Below are 14,387 nucleotides of genomic sequence, written 5' to 3' on the forward strand. Positions count from 1 at the left end.
GTATGAAATGAGTACTCCAAAAAAATGCACAGTGCACTAACTTTCGTTTCCCCCCAAGAGGTCGTCCACATAGCGGACGCCAACGTTCGTTGCTCGTACGCTTACTGACGAATCGCCGACTTGAGCGGTACGGAGGGGTCGGCGGCGCGCGCCGGATCGAGCCGCGCGCCCGCTTCGATGAGCTTGCGCCCCTGCGCCAGATCGCGCGGCCGGCCCACGGCGAGGACCGCGACCAGGACGCCGTCGCGCAGCCAGCACACCGACCAGGCGGGGCCGGCGGGATCGCCGCGCCACAGCAGCGTGTCGGCGCTCCCGTGGTGGCCCGCGTACTGCACGAACCGGTCGAACTGCTCGGACCAGAAGTACGGCACGGGGTCGTACGTCAGCGGCGCGGGGCCACCGTCGGCAGCGGCGGCGATGATGTTGGCGGCGGCGGTCCGCGGGCCCTGGAGTGCGTTGTCCCAGTGGTGGACGAGAAGGCGCTCGCCGTACCGGGCGGAGGGGAACGAAGCGCAGTCACCGACCGCGTAGACATCGGGCTGCGAGGTGCGCAGCGCCCCGTCGGCGGTCACCGATCCGTCGGGGCCGAGCGCGATGCCGGAGCCCGCCAGCCAGCCGGTGGCGGGCCGTGCGCCGATTCCGACGACGACCGCTCCGGCCGGGATCGTACGGCCGTCCGCGAGGATCACCCGGCCCGGTTCGATGCGGGCGACCCGGGCTCCGGTGAGGAGTTCGGCGCCGCTCTCGGCGTACCAGGCGCTCATCGGGGCGGCGACCTCGGCGGGCATCGCGCCCGCGAGGGGCCGGTCGGCGGCCTCGACGACGGTGACGGCGCAGCCCGCGGCGCGGGCCGCCGTGGCGAACTCGGCGCCGATCCAGCCCGCGCCGACGACCACGACGCCGTGCTGCTCGTCGAGGACGGGGCGCAGCCGCGCCGCGTCGTCGAGGGTGCGCAGCAGATGGACGCCGGGAACGCCCTCGGCTCCGGGCAGGACGACCGGTTCGGCGCCGGTCGCGATCACCAGCACGTCGTAGGGCACGGGTCCCGAAGGGGTGTCCAGCTCATGTGCGCCGGGGCGCACACCGGTGACTTCGCGGCCCAGTTGCAGATCGATGTCCAGCGCATCGAAATCGATGTCGAAGGCGGAGCCCTCGGCCTTGCCGAGCAGTACCGCCTTGGACAGCGGGGGCCGGTCGTAGGGCTGGTGCGGTTCGGCGCCGATCAGCGCGACGGGGCCGGTGAAGCCCTGCTCCCGCAGGGCCACCGCCGTCTGCACCCCCGCCATGCCCGCGCCGACGATGACGACGCGGCGCCCGGCGCGCCGGCCCGGCTGCTCTGACTGCTGCTGCTCGCTCACCCGTACACCTTACGCATCTGACGGTACGTCAGGAAAGGGGGATCTCTTCCACCGTGCTCGTCCCGCTGCCCTCCTGCGACTCCCATTCCCATCGCTCGTCCAGCCGAACCCGGCCGTCGGCGAGATCGACGACGGTGGAGACACAGTGGCCGCAGGACGTCGTTCCGTCCTGCTTCAGCTGGACGTACCTGAAGTCGAGGGCGTCGCCGACGCGGGTACCGACGAGGTGGCCGCGGACCACGTCGCCGCCGGCGTACTCGGCCCAGATCCGGCCGCCCTCCTCGTGGTACGTGAAGCGGGTACGGGTACCGACCTGGCCCGGGGCCTGGTCGACGACCGGTGAGAGGACGAGTCCGTCGAGCGAACGGGCCACGGTGGCTGCTCCCTTACGGGGTCCGGAGGGCGAGGTTTAGGGTGGCCAACGTAAAGCACTCGCGGGAGCCCGGACGCACCGGGCTGAGAGGGAGGCTGGGGCGGCCTCCGACCGTACGAACCTGATCCGGGTCATGCCGGCGAAGGGAGGGGCTGGACGCCCATGCGTTCTTCTCGGAACGGAAACGGATCCGACGTCCTGGTCATCGGGGGCGGGATCATCGGTCTGGTGACCGCCTGGCGGGCCGCGCAACGCGGACTGCGCATCGCGGTCGCCGACCCCGAACCGGGCGGCGGGGCCGCCCAGGTGGCGGCCGGCATGCTGGCAGCCGTCACCGAACTCCACTACGGCGAACAGATGCTGCTGGGCCTCAATGTCGCCTCGGCCGCCCGCTATCCGGCCTTCGCGGCCGAACTGGAAGCGGCGAGCGGGCGCGAGACCGGCTTCCGCGCCTGCGGCACCCTGGCCGTCGCGCTGGACTGCGACGACCGCGCCCATCTGCGGGAACTGCATGCCCTGCAGCAGCGTTCGGGCCTGGAGTCGGAGTGGCTCACCGGCCGCGAATGCCGCCGTCTGGAGCCGATGCTCGCACCCGGCGTCCGCGGCGGTCTGCGGGTGGACGGCGACCACCAGATCGATCCGCGCCGGCTGGCCGCCGCGCTGCTGACCGCCTGCGAGCGGGCCGGGGTGGTCTTCCACCGCGACCGGGTGGAGCGCCTGACGGTCGTACGCGACCGGGCCACCGGAGCCGTGCTCGCCGGGGGTACGGAGCTCGGCGCCGACCAGGTCGTGCTCGCCGCGGGCAGCCTCAGCGGCCGGCTCCCCGGGCTGCCGGGCGACGTCGTGCCGCCGGTCCGGCCGGTGAAGGGGCAGGTGTTGCGGCTGACCGTGCCCGCCGCGTACGCGCCCTTCCTCACCCGGACGGTCCGGGCCGTGGTCCGGGGCAGCCATGTCTATCTCGTACCGCGTGAGAACGGCGAGCTGGTCGTCGGCGCCACCAGCGAGGAGATGGGCTGGGACACCACCGTCACCGCGGGCGGCGTCTACGAGCTGCTGCGGGACGCCCACGAGCTGGTGCCCGGCATCACCGAGCTGCCGCTCACCGAGACCCGCGCGGGTCTGCGCCCCGCCTCCCCCGACAACGCCCCGCTGCTCGGCCCCACCGCCCTGCCCGGCCTCCACCTCGCCACCGGCCACCACCGCAACGGAGTGCTGCTGACCCCCGTCACCGGTGACGTCATGGCGGCACTGCTGGCAGACGGCGAGCTGCCCGAGCAGGCCCGCCCCTTCACCCCGCACCGCTTCCCGCCCACCGCCGCCCCCGTACGTCAGGAGCAGCCCACATGACCGAGCCCGCGCCCCTCTCCGAGCCCGCGCCCTGCCCCCGGCCCGCACCGCCCTCCGATCCCGCCCCCATCTCCGTCTCCGTCTCCGTGAACGGCGCCCTCCGTCTCCTCGCCGCGGGCACCACCCTGGACGCCCTTGCCGCCACCCTGACCACGGCGCACTCCGGCGTCGCCGCCGCCGTCAACGAGACCGTCGTCCCGCGCGGCCGGTGGTCCGCCACGGTGCTCGGCGACGGTGACCGCGTCGAGGTCCTGACCGCGGTCCAGGGAGGGTGACGATGGCCGACGACCGCTTCACCCTCGGCGACACCACCTTCGGCTCCCGGCTGATCATGGGAACGGGCGGAGCACCCAGCCTCGACGTGCTGGAGCGTTCCCTGGCTGCCTCCGGCACCGAGCTGACCACCGTCGCGATGCGCCGCCTCGACCCGACCGTGCAGGGCTCGGTGCTCTCCGTCCTCCAGCGGCTCTCCATCCGCGTGCTGCCGAACACGGCGGGCTGTTTCACCGCGGGCGAGGCCGTGCTGACCGCCCGGCTGGCCCGCGAGGCGCTCGGCACCGACTGGATCAAGCTGGAGGTGGTGGCCGACGAGCGGACGCTGCTCCCCGACCCGATCGAGTTGCTGGACGCCGCGGAGACCCTGGTGGACGACGGCTTCACCGTGCTGCCGTACACCAATGACGACCCGGTGCTGGCCCGCAGGCTCCAGGACGTGGGGTGCGCGGCGATCATGCCGCTCGGCTCCCCCATCGGCTCCGGTCTCGGCATCCGCAATCCGCACAACTTCCAGCTGATCGTCGAGCAGGCCCGGGTGCCGGTGATTCTCGACGCGGGCGCCGGAACGGCCTCGGACGCGGCGCTCGCGATGGAGCTGGGGTGCGCGGCGGTGATGCTGGCGTCCGCGGTGACCCGGGCCCAGGAACCCGAGCTGATGGCCGCGGCGATGCGGCACGCGGTGGAGGGCGGGCGGCTGGCGTACCGCGCGGGCCGGATCCCGCGCCGGCACTTCGCCGAGGCTTCGTCGCCGGTGGAGGGGCGTGCGGCGCTGGACCCGGAGCGCCCGGCCTTCTGACCCGCCGGGAGGCCGTGGACCGCATGTCCCTGTCACGGCTCGGCTGCAGTACGGACCCGGGACCGCTCCGGTCCGTCGGAGGTGTCCGTGGCGGCTCGTAGACTCACATGCGTGGATACGACCCTCCAGGACCCTCTCGTCGGGCAGCTGCTCGACGGCCGCTACCGCGTCGATGCCCGCATCGCCGTGGGCGGCATGGCCACGGTCTACCGGGCCGTGGACACCCGGCTCGACCGGGTGCTCGCCCTCAAGGTGATGCACCCGGCGCTCGCCACCGACGCCTCGTTCGTCGAGCGCTTCATCCGCGAGGCCAAGTCCGTGGCCCGGCTCGCGCACCCCAATGTGGTCGCGGTCTTCGACCAGGGCGCCCAGGGCCAGTACGTGTACCTCGCGATGGAGTACGTCGCGGGCTGCACCCTGCGTGACGTGCTGCGCGACCGCGGCGCTCTGCAGCCGAGGGCCGCACTGGACATCCTGGAGCCGGTCCTCGCCGCCCTCGGCGCCGCGCACCGCGCGGGCTTCGTACACCGCGACATGAAGCCGGAGAACATCCTCATAGGGGACGACGGCCGGGTCAAGGTCGCCGACTTCGGTCTCGTACGGGCGGTGGGCGCCGTCACCAGCACCACCGGGTCGGTCCTGGGCACCGTCTCCTATCTCGCCCCCGAGCAGATAGAGCACGGCACGGCGGACACCCGTACCGATGTGTACGCCTGCGGTGTCGTCCTGTACGAAATGCTGACCGGTTCCAAGCCACGCGCCGGAGACACGCCCGCCCAGGTCATCTACCAGCACCTCAACGAGGACGTCCCGGCCCCGTCGGCCGTCGTCCCCGGGCTCCCGGTCGCGCTCGACGACCTGGTGGCGAGCGCGACCGCCCGCAACCCCGAGGTCCGCCCGTTCGACGCGGTGGCGCTGCTCGCCGAGACCCGTGAGGCCCGCTCCGGCCTCACCGACGCCCAGCTGGACGCCGTACCGCCGCAGGCCCTCGCCGAGGCGCACGACGCCGCCGAGGACCGTACGAGCGTGATCCCGCGGCTGGTCCCGGCCGATCAGGGCGTCGCCCATCACACCAGCAGGCTGGAGATGCCCGCGCCGATGCCTACGGGGCCCGCGCCGCGCGGACCGTGGCGGCTCGGTCCACGGCGCTCCGTCATGGCCGCGGTCGTCGCCGTGCTGCTGGTGCTGGGGGTCGGCACCGGTGTCTGGTACATCAACTCCGGGCAGTTCACCCGGGTGCCCTCGCTGCTCGGCCAGACCGAGGAGACCGCCCAGCAGCGGCTCTCGGACGCGGGTCTGGAGCTCAAGGGCGTCAAGCGGTCCTACAGCGACACGGTGCAGCGCGGCAAGGTCATCAGCAGCGATCCCGGATCCGGTGCCCGCATCCGGGGGAACGACGCGGTGACGCTGGTCGTCTCGCGCGGCCCCGAGATCGTGAAGGTGCCCGATGTCCAGGGCCGCGCGCTCGCCGACGCCCGCCGTGAGCTGAAGAAGGCCGGCCTGGTGCCCGGCATGGTCACCAAGGAGTTCAGCGAGCAGACGGGGCGGGGCGAGGTGATCCGTACGGAGCCCGCGGCCGGCACCGAACGCCACCCGGACTCCGCGGTCGCCCTGGTCGTCAGCAAGGGTGCCCCGGTCGACGTCCCCGATGTCACCGGGCTGTCCGTCGTGGACGCCACCGCCGCGCTGGACGAGCAGGGCCTGAAGGCCGAGGTGCTGCCCGACCGGGTCAACTCCCCCGAGGTCGCGGGCGACATCGCCCATCAGTCACCGGCCCAGGGCAGCCAGGCCGCCGAGGGCGACACCATCACGCTCACGGTCTCCAAGGGACCGCGAATGATCGACGTCCCGGACGTCACCGGGAAGAACGTCGACGAGGCCAGGAGCAAGCTGGAGAACGCGGGCTTCGAGGTCAAGGTCGACCGCCCGTTCCTCTCCTTCAGCGACACCGTCGCGAGCCAGTCCGTCGGCGGCGGCAAACAGGCCCCCGAGGGCAGCACCATCACCATCAAGACCAAGGGACTCTAGATCCGTATGCGCAACCCGGTCGGCGGCCATGTTCCCGTGGCCGGAGGCCTCGCCAAGGCCGGCCTCCCGTACGCCCGCGAGATGGGGGCAGAGGCCGTCCAGGTCTTCGTCGCCAACCCGCGCGGCTGGGCGACGCCCGTCGGCAACCCGGCCCAGGACGAACAGTTCCGCGCCGAATGCGCCGCCGAGTCCATACCGGCGTACGTCCACGCCCCGTACCTGATCAACTTCGGCTCGCACACCGGGGCCACCGTCGACAAGTCCGTGGAATCGCTGCGACACTCACTGCGCCGGGCCCGCGAGATCGGCGCCCTGGGCGTCGTGGTGCACACCGGATCGGCGACCGGCGGCCGCCCGCGCGAACAGGCCCTCGCGCAGGTACGTACGCACATGCGGCCGCTCCTGGACGAGCTGACGCACGACGACGACCCGTATCTGCTGCTGGAGTCGACCGCCGGGCAGGGCTCCTCGCTCTGCTCACGTACCTGGGACTTCGGCCCGTACTTCGAGGCGCTCGACGCCCACCCCAAGCTCGGCATCTGCCTCGACACCTGCCACATCTACGCGGCGGGCCACGATCTGACCGGCCCGGCGGGCATGCGCCAGACCCTGGACCTACTGGTGGACACGGTCGGCGAAGGCCGGCTGAAACTGATCCATGCCAATGACTCCAAGGACGTGGTGGGGGCCCACAAGGACCGCCACGAGAACATCGGCACCGGGCACATCGGCGAGGAACCGTTCCGGGAAGTGTTCGCCCACCCGGCGACCGCCGGAGTGCCGCTGATCATCGAGACGCCGGGCGGCAAGGACGGCCACACGGCGGACGTGGCACGGCTGAAGCGGCTGCGCGACCGGGGCTGAGCGCCCTCGTTCCCGCACCGATTCCCCTTGATGAGTACCCCATGGGGGTATACGGTCCTTTGCTGTCGGCAGGACCGCTACTCGGCATTGGGGGATCGCCATGAAGCACGACACACAACACGGGCAGCACAGCCACCATGGGCAGGGCGAGCAGCACGGGCAGCACACAGACCACAGCCGGCGTGTAGATCACGGCGAGCACGCAGCCCACTCAGGTCACGCCGACCACACCGGCCACACCGGCCGCCACCCTGGCAAGGCCGGTTGGGCCATGGCCGCGCAGGCCACCCTGCACTGCCTCACCGGATGCGCCATCGGCGAGATCCTCGGCATGGTGATCGGCACGGCGCTCGGCTGGGGCAACATGCGGACGATGGTGCTCGCGATCGTCCTGGCCTTCTTCTTCGGCTACACGCTGACGCTGCGCTCCGTCCGGAAGGCGGGCGTCGATCTCCGTACGGCCCTGCGGGTCGCCCTCGCCGCCGACACGCTCTCCATCGCGGTGATGGAGCTGATCGACAACGGCGTGATCACACTGTGGCCGGGTGCCATGGAGGCAACCCTCTCCGACACGCTGTTCTGGGGCGCGCTCGTCCTCTCGCTCGCCGTCGCCTTCGTCGTCACCACACCGGTCAACAAGTGGATGATCGGCCGCGGCAAGGGCCACGCGGTGGTGCACCAGTACCACCACTGAGGGCGGACCGGGCCGGCGCGGGAGCCGTCGGGTCAGAGCTCGGGGCCGTCCCCGGGCTCTTCCTGGTAGGAGTAGCGCTGCTCGCGCCAAGGATCGCCGATGTTGTGATAGCCGCGCTCCTCCCAGAAGCCGCGGCGGTCGGCCGTCATGTACTCGACGCCGCGGACCCACTTGGGCCCCTTCCAGGCGTAGAGGTGCGGAACGATGAGCCGCAGCGGGAAGCCGTGCTCGGCGGTGAGCAGCTCACCACCCTTGTGAGTGGCGAAAAGTGTTCGGTCCGAGGCGAAGTCGGAGAGCCGCAGATTCGAGCTGAACCCGTACTCGGCCCAGACCATCACATGGGTGACGTTCGGCGCGGGCGGTGCAAGTTCCAGGATCGTACGGGCGAGCACGCCGCCCCATTCGGCGCCGAGCATGCTGAATTTGGTGACGCAGTGCAGGTCGGCGACCACCGAGGTGAACGGCAGCACCGAGAATTCCTCATGGTTCCAGCAGTGCTTCTCGCCGTCCGCCGTGGCACCGAAGACCCGGAACTCCCAGCGGTCGGGCTTGAACTTGGGCACGGGCCCGTAGTGGGTAACCGGCCAACCACGCTGGAGTCGCTGTCCCGGCGGAAGCTCGGACTGCTCTGACGCGCGGTTTTCCCGGCTTTCCGGCTGACCCATGACTCCATGGTGACAGACAGGCAGGGGTGGTTCCGACCAGGACGTAGGCAATTCGGGCAACTCGTACTAAGCATGCACTTACTGGACGATCACCGGGTGCGGTGCGAAGATGCGGCAAACTTGACCAGTTCACCGGTTGGAAGGAGCCTCTGCGATGCAGGGCGACCCCGAGGTCCTTGAGTTCCTGAACGAGCAGCTGACCGCCGAATTGACTGCCATCAACCAGTACTTCCTGCATGCAAAGATGCAGGACAACTTCGGCTGGACGAAGCTCGCGAAGTACACCCGCTCCGAGTCGTTCGACGAGATGAAGCACGCGGAGACCCTCACGGACCGCATCCTCTTTCTCGATGGACTGCCCAACTACCAGCGGCTGTTCCATGTGCGGGTGGGCCAGACCGTCACCGAGATGTTCCAGGCGGACCGTCAGGTCGAGGTGGAGGCGATCGACCGCCTCAAGCGCGGGATCGAGCTGATGCGCGGCAAGGGCGACATCACGTCCGCAAACATCTTTGAGTCGATCCTGGAGGACGAGGAACACCACATCGACTACCTCGACACCCAGCTGGAACTGGTCGAGAAACTCGGCGAGGCGCTCTACATCGCCCAGCAGATCGAGCAGCCGGACAGCTAGGGCTTCTCGTTACAGCCAGGGCTTCTCGTTCGGACCGGATCAGGCCGGTCCGGACCGGACCGGATCAGGCCGCTTCGGAGAGCAGGATGCCCGGGGTCACGCCCGGGACGGTGCCGGGAGCGATAGCCGGATCGGCCTCGGGAGCGGTGCCGGACGTCTGCTTCCGGTCGAGCAGTTCGCGGCGCGGACAGGCGCCCCGGCCGAGCATGGCCTGGATGGCGCGGACGCAGCCGCCGCAGTCCGTGCCCGCCTTGCAGACGGAGGCTATCTGTCGGGGTGTGCACGCCCCGGCGTCCGCATGTTCCTTGACCTGCTTCTCTGTGATGCCGAAGCACGAGCAGACGTACACGCGGTTCACCTCCCGGCGGGATCGGTCGATTTGCCACCCCGTTGACCGGTGAGGCTAACCTAACCTTACCCGGCGCCCTGGGCCCTTGAAAGCCTCCGAACGCCCTGTGGGACACGGATCACATCGATCCGTGTCCCACAGTCATACGCGTACCACCTGCGGTGATGCCTACTGGTCCCGGTACATCTCAGCGACCAGGAACGCCAGGTCAAGGGACTGGCTGCGGTTGAGCCGCGGGTCGCAGGCCGTCTCGTAGCGCTGGTGCAGATCGTCGACGAAGATCTCGTGTCCGCCACCGACGCACTCGGTGACATCGTCACCGGTGAGCTCGACGTGGATGCCGCCCGGGTGCGTACCGAGGCCCTTGTGGACCTCGAAGAAGCCCTTGACCTCGTCCAGGACGTCGTCGAAGCGACGGGTCTTGTGACCGGAGGCGGCCTCGAAGGTGTTGCCGTGCATCGGGTCGGTCACCCACGCCACGATGGCACCGGAGGCGGTGACCTTCTCGACCAGGTCGGGCAGCTTGTCGCGGACCTTGTCGGCGCCCATGCGGACGATGAAGGTCAGCCGGCCGGGCTCGCGCTCGGGATCGAGGCGTTCGATGTAGCCGAGCGCCTCGTCGACCGTGGTCGTCGGGCCGAGCTTGATGCCGATCGGGTTGCGGATCTTCGACGCGAACTCGATGTGCGCGCCGTCCATCTGACGGGTGCGCTCACCGATCCAGACCATGTGCCCGGAGGTGTCGTACAGCCGGCCGGTGCGCGAGTCGGTACGGGTCAGCGCCGACTCGTAGTCCAGCAGCAGGCCCTCGTGCGAGGCGTAGAACTCGACCGCCTTGAACTCGGCCGGGTCCGTACCGCACGCCTTCATGAAGTTCAGCGCGTTGTCGATCTCGCGGGCGAGCGCCTCGTAGCGCTGGCCGGACGGCGACGACTTCACGAAGTCCTGGTTCCAGGCGTGCACCTGGCGCAGGTCGGCGTAACCGCCGGTGGTGAAGGCGCGGACCAGGTTCAGCGTGGAAGCCGATGCGTGGTACATCTGCTTCAGCCGCTCCGGGTCCGGGACGCGGGATTCCTCGGTGAAGGCGAAGCCGTTGACGGAGTCGCCGCGGTAGGTCGGCAGGGTGACGCCGTCGCGGGTCTCGGTCGGCTTGGAGCGCGGCTTGGAGTACTGGCCGGCGATCCGGCCCACCTTGACGACCGGCACGGAGGCCGCGTAGGTCAGGACGGCGCTCATCTGGAGCAGCGTCTTCAGCTTGGCCCGGATGTGCTCGGCCGACACGGCATCGAAGGCCTCGGCGCAGTCGCCGCCCTGCAGCAGGAACGCCTCGCCCTTGGCGACGGCTCCCATGCGGGCACGCAGCTGGTCGCACTCGCCCGCGAAGACGAGCGGCGGATACGACGCGAGGTCCGCGAGCACATCGCGCAGAGCCTCGGCATCGGGGTACTCGGGCTGCTGCGCCGCGGGAAGGTCTCGCCAGGTCGCCTTCTCGGCGACACTCTGGGATTCAGCGTTCACGATCACGTCAGCAAGAATACGGGGTCGGCGCTCCCCTGCCGGTACTCGACCGCCTGGTGAGACGGACCCATCGGCCTTGTCGCACCGGGCGGCCGCGCGGTGGCGGGGAGCGGAGTTGCCGCGTCGCAGGAAGGACCCGGCACCGCGGCAGCGGGGAATCACGCCCTGCCCACGGAATCGCGCCCGGTCGGTCACGCTGCCATGCGCTACGATCCACGGCATGTTCGCGCAGACAAACCAGAACTGGTGGTGGACCGCTCATCCGGCGGCCCACTGATCGATCGCGCGCGACAGACCACGCGAAGGCCGCCCGAGGGGCGGCCTTCTCTGCGTTTCGTGAGCCGTTCCTCCATTCCGGAAGGAACACCCCCAATGTCTCAGCCACACCGCACCGACCTCGTCATCGAGCGGCTGCTCCGTGACGACAGCCCGCCGTTCGCGCTGCTGCGCAGGCGCACTCCCGGCCGCGATCAGGACACCGTCGAGGTGCTGATCGGCCGGGTACGGGAAGTGGACCGGCTCGCCGATCTCCCGGTCGGCGAGCTGCCGTCGCTCGCCCTGGTGCCGTTCCGGCAGATCGCCGAGCGCGGTTTCGATGTGCACGACGACGGGACGCCGCTGTCCGTGCTGGTCGCCGAGGAGACGTACGAGCTGCCGCTCGCCGCGGTGCTGGACCACTTGCCGGTCCATGACGTGCGGGTCGAGGGTGGCGGGTTCGACGTCCCGGACGAGGAGTACGCCAGGATCGTGCGGCGGGTCATCGAGGACGAGATCGGGCGGGGCGAGGGCGCGAACTTCGTCGTCCGGCGGACCTTCCGGGGCGAGATCCCCGGCTTCGGGCGGGCGGACGCGCTGGCCCTCTTCCGGCGGTTGCTGGCCGGTGAGCGGGGCGCGTACTGGACGTTCGTGGTCCACACGGGTGACGGTGGGGTCGAAGCGCCGCCCTCCTCGACGGAGCGGCGGGATACGGGGGACAGCCGGGCCGAAGGCCCCTCCTTCTCGGGGCGGCGGCGGGTGACGGGCGGGCGGACGCTCGTCGGCGCGAGCCCCGAGGTGCATGTGCGGATGTCCGGCGGAACGGTCGTGATGAACCCGATCAGTGGCACGTACCGCTACCCCGCCGAGGGCCCGGGCGTCGAGGGGCTGCTGGCCTTCCTCTCCGACCGCAAGGAGCGGGACGAGCTCTCCATGGTGGTCGACGAGGAACTCAAGATGATGTGCACCGTCGGTGACATGGGCGGAGTGGTGGTCGGGCCGCGGCTCAAGGAGATGGCCCATCTCGCGCACACGGAGTACGAGCTGCGTGGGCGCTCCTCGCTGGATGTGCGGGAGGTGCTGAGGGAGACCATGTTCGCGGCCACGGTCACCGGTTCGCCCGTGCAGAACGCCTGCCGGGTCATCAAGCGGTACGAGCCCGGTGGGCGCGGCTACTACGCGGGCGCGCTGGCGCTGCTGCGGCAGGAGCCCGGCGGGGCGCAGTCCCTGGACTCGCCGATCCTGATCCGTACCGCCGACATCGCCGCCGACGGGCGGTTGCGGGTGCCGGTCGGGGCGACGCTGGTACGCCACTCCGATCCGGGCAGCGAGGTCGCCGAGACCCACGCGAAGGCGGCCGGAGTGCTGGCCGCACTGGGGGTGCGGCCGGGCCGGCCGCGCGACGGGGCGGTGCGTCCGCAGCTGGCCGGCGACCCGCGGGTGCAAGGGGCGCTGGACGCCCGGCGGGACGGTCTGGCGCCGTTCTGGCTGCGGATGCAGGAGCGTACACACGAGCTCTGCGGCCATGCGCTGGTGGTCGACGGGGAGGACACCTTCACCGCGATGCTGGCGCATCTGCTGCGCTCATCGGGTCTGGAGGTGTCGGTGCACCGCTACGACGAGCCGGGGCTGCGCGAGCGCGTACGGGCGCACGCGGGCCCGGTCGTGCTGGGCCCCGGGCCCGGGGATCCGGGCGACACGGCCGATCCGAAGATGCGGCTGTTGCGTGAGTTCGCCGCGGAGCTGGTCCGTGATCACCGGCACGGCCTGCTCGGGGTCTGTCTCGGCCATGAGCTGATCGCGGCGGAGCTGGGTCTGGAGATCGTCCGCAAGACCGTGCCGCACCAGGGCGCGCAGACCAGGATCGAGCTGTTCGGGCGCCCCGAGACGGTCGGCTTCTACAACAGCTTCACCGCGCGCTGCGACGACGGTGCGGTCACCGAGCTGGCGGCGCACGGTGTCGAGGCGAGCCTGGACGCGGCGACCGGGGAGCTGCATGCGCTGCGCGGGCCGGGCTTCGCCTCGGTCCAGTTCCACCCGGAGTCCGTGCTGACCCTGCGCGGCGCGACGATCGTGGCCGAGCTGCTGGCGGGGCTGCCGGTCGCCGGCTGAAGGGGCGGAGGGGCCCCGGAGGAGCTCCGGGGTCTCAACTCTCCGCAGACGCGGGGACGAGGACGTTGTCGCTGCGGCGGTCGGCCAGGTAGTCGGCGACGTTCCGGACGGTGGCGTCGATGATCTGGGCCACGGCGTCCTGGGTGTAGTACGCCTGGTGCGAGGTCACGATGACGTTCGGGAAGGTGACGAGCCGGGCGAGTGTGTCGTCGTCGATGCCCTCCAGGGACTTGTCGAGGAAGAACAGCCCGGCCTCCGCCTCGTACACATCGAGTCCGACGCCCAGAAGACGGCCCGCACGGAGCTCGGCGACCAGTGCCGTCGCGTCGATGAGTCCGCCGCGGCTGGAGTTGATCAGGATCGCGTCGTCCTTCATCCTCGCCAAGGCGTCCGCGCCGATGATGTGGTGGGTCGCGGGCAGCAGCGGGACGTGCAGGCTGACCAGGTCGGACTCGGCGAGGAGCCGCTCCTTGTCGACGTACTCCATGCCGAGGCCGACACAGGCGGGATTCTCGGCGATGTCCCAGCCGAGCAGCTTCATGCCGAAGCCGTGGGCGATACGGGTGAAGGCCTCGCCGATCTTGCCCGTACCGATCACACCGGCCGTCCGGCCGTGCATGTCCCGGCCGAGGAGGCCGTCGAGCCGGAAGTCGAAGTCACGGGTGCGGCTCGCGGCCCGGATGATGCGGCGGTTGACCGCCAGGGCGAGGGTCCAGGCGAATTCCGCCACCGAGTACGGCGAGTAGGAGGAGACCCGGGCGACCCGCAGGGCGAGCCGTTCCGCGACGTCGAGGTCGATGTTGTTGAAGCCCGTGGAGCGCTGGGCGATCATCTGCGTGCCGCCCACGGCGAGGGTCTGCAGGACGCCGCTGCCCAGATCGGCGTTGACGCTGGTGGAGATGACCTCGTATCCCGCGGCGATGGGCGCGGTGTCCTCGGTGAGGAAGACGTCCAGGCAACGGACCTCGTGCTCTGCGGCAAAGGCCTTCTCGATCAGCGGCTTCTCGTCGGACTGCACACCGAATGCCAGGATTTCCACGACGTCTCCAGCTTTCTTGTTACGCGCGAAATGCAGCGTTACGTACCGGATGTTCGCGAATATACGGCCCGCGCCCCTG

The 14,387-nt window shown here is 70.6% G+C and carries 15 protein-coding genes and 1 riboswitch; of the genes, 9 read left to right on the forward strand and 6 right to left on the reverse strand.

Annotated elements, in window-relative coordinates; all coding sequences use genetic code 11:
- Positions 1-101: 101 nt before the first annotated feature.
- Together ACZ7L9_RS01640 and ACZ7L9_RS01645 are read right to left on the reverse strand one after the other, a co-directional pair.
- On the reverse strand, positions 102-1,358 hold the full coding sequence (locus ACZ7L9_RS01640; RefSeq protein WP_471411524.1) for an NAD(P)/FAD-dependent oxidoreductase: 1,257 nt from the start codon (positions 1,356-1,358) through the stop codon (positions 102-104).
- A gap of 28 nt (positions 1,359-1,386) precedes the next feature.
- Positions 1,387-1,731: an avidin-fold protein gene (locus tag ACZ7L9_RS01645; protein WP_471411526.1), complete on the reverse strand. Its 345-nt coding sequence runs from the start codon at positions 1,729-1,731 to the stop codon at positions 1,387-1,389.
- 51 nt (positions 1,732-1,782) lie between these two features.
- Positions 1,783-1,896, forward strand: a riboswitch (TPP riboswitch).
- On the opposite strand from ACZ7L9_RS01645, the gene thiO reads away from it, so the two are divergent.
- The 6 genes from thiO (at position 1,894) to ACZ7L9_RS01675 (ending at position 7,736) form a co-directional block, all read left to right on the forward strand.
- On the forward strand, positions 1,894-3,078 hold the full coding sequence (gene thiO / locus ACZ7L9_RS01650; protein ID WP_471411528.1) for a glycine oxidase ThiO: 1,185 nt from the start codon (positions 1,894-1,896) through the stop codon (positions 3,076-3,078). It overlaps the preceding riboswitch by 3 nt.
- Entirely contained in the window at positions 3,075-3,353 is a 279-nt protein-coding gene (gene thiS, locus ACZ7L9_RS01655; protein WP_471411530.1) for a sulfur carrier protein ThiS, read from the forward strand. Before thiO ends, thiS begins: the two co-directional genes overlap by 4 nt.
- Before the next feature lie 2 nt (positions 3,354-3,355).
- Positions 3,356-4,150, forward strand: coding sequence for a thiazole synthase (locus tag ACZ7L9_RS01660; protein WP_471411532.1), 795 nt, complete (start codon positions 3,356-3,358; stop codon positions 4,148-4,150).
- A gap of 111 nt (positions 4,151-4,261) precedes the next feature.
- Positions 4,262-6,178, forward strand: coding sequence for a Stk1 family PASTA domain-containing Ser/Thr kinase (gene pknB, locus ACZ7L9_RS01665; protein ID WP_471411534.1), 1,917 nt, complete (start codon positions 4,262-4,264; stop codon positions 6,176-6,178).
- A 6-nt stretch (positions 6,179-6,184) separates the two neighbouring features.
- Positions 6,185-7,042 carry a deoxyribonuclease IV gene (locus ACZ7L9_RS01670; RefSeq protein WP_471411536.1) on the forward strand — a complete coding sequence of 286 codons (858 nt, stop codon included), beginning with the start codon at positions 6,185-6,187 and terminating at the stop codon, positions 7,040-7,042.
- 100 nt (positions 7,043-7,142) lie between these two features.
- Entirely contained in the window at positions 7,143-7,736 is a 594-nt protein-coding gene (locus tag ACZ7L9_RS01675) for a DUF4396 domain-containing protein (protein ID WP_471411538.1), read from the forward strand.
- A gap of 32 nt (positions 7,737-7,768) precedes the next feature.
- Here the strand turns inward: ACZ7L9_RS01675 and ACZ7L9_RS01680 are convergent, their stop codons facing one another.
- Positions 7,769-8,401 carry a sulfite oxidase-like oxidoreductase gene (locus ACZ7L9_RS01680; protein WP_266745686.1) on the reverse strand — a complete coding sequence of 211 codons (633 nt, stop codon included), beginning with the start codon at positions 8,399-8,401 and terminating at the stop codon, positions 7,769-7,771.
- A 154-nt stretch (positions 8,402-8,555) separates the two neighbouring features.
- On the opposite strand from ACZ7L9_RS01680, the gene bfr reads away from it, so the two are divergent.
- Positions 8,556-9,035 carry a bacterioferritin gene (gene bfr / locus ACZ7L9_RS01685; protein ID WP_471411540.1) on the forward strand — a complete coding sequence of 160 codons (480 nt, stop codon included), beginning with the start codon at positions 8,556-8,558 and terminating at the stop codon, positions 9,033-9,035.
- A gap of 64 nt (positions 9,036-9,099) precedes the next feature.
- Here bfr and ACZ7L9_RS01690 read toward each other — a convergent pair whose 3' ends face one another.
- Complete coding sequence (locus ACZ7L9_RS01690; RefSeq protein ID WP_471411542.1) at positions 9,100-9,384, reverse strand: (2Fe-2S)-binding protein; 285 nt, start codon at positions 9,382-9,384, stop codon at positions 9,100-9,102.
- A 168-nt stretch (positions 9,385-9,552) separates the two neighbouring features.
- Positions 9,553-10,908: a class II 3-deoxy-7-phosphoheptulonate synthase gene (locus ACZ7L9_RS01695; protein ID WP_471411544.1), complete on the reverse strand. Its 1,356-nt coding sequence runs from the start codon at positions 10,906-10,908 to the stop codon at positions 9,553-9,555.
- A gap of 214 nt (positions 10,909-11,122) precedes the next feature.
- On the opposite strand from ACZ7L9_RS01695, the gene ACZ7L9_RS01700 reads away from it, so the two are divergent.
- Complete coding sequence (locus ACZ7L9_RS01700) at positions 11,123-11,179, forward strand: trp operon leader peptide (protein WP_107408160.1); 57 nt, start codon at positions 11,123-11,125, stop codon at positions 11,177-11,179.
- Between the two features lie 95 nt (positions 11,180-11,274).
- Positions 11,275-13,269: an anthranilate synthase family protein gene (locus ACZ7L9_RS01705; protein WP_471411546.1), complete on the forward strand. Its 1,995-nt coding sequence runs from the start codon at positions 11,275-11,277 to the stop codon at positions 13,267-13,269.
- A 34-nt stretch (positions 13,270-13,303) separates the two neighbouring features.
- Here the strand turns inward: ACZ7L9_RS01705 and ACZ7L9_RS01710 are convergent, their stop codons facing one another.
- The gene (locus ACZ7L9_RS01710; protein WP_471411548.1) at positions 13,304-14,308 is read right to left on the reverse strand and encodes a 2-hydroxyacid dehydrogenase; all 1,005 of its coding nucleotides are present in this window, start codon (positions 14,306-14,308) and stop codon (positions 13,304-13,306) included.
- Positions 14,309-14,387 lie beyond the last annotated feature (79 nt).

It is taken from the genome of Streptomyces sp. NPDC111516 (genome assembly GCF_055635345.1).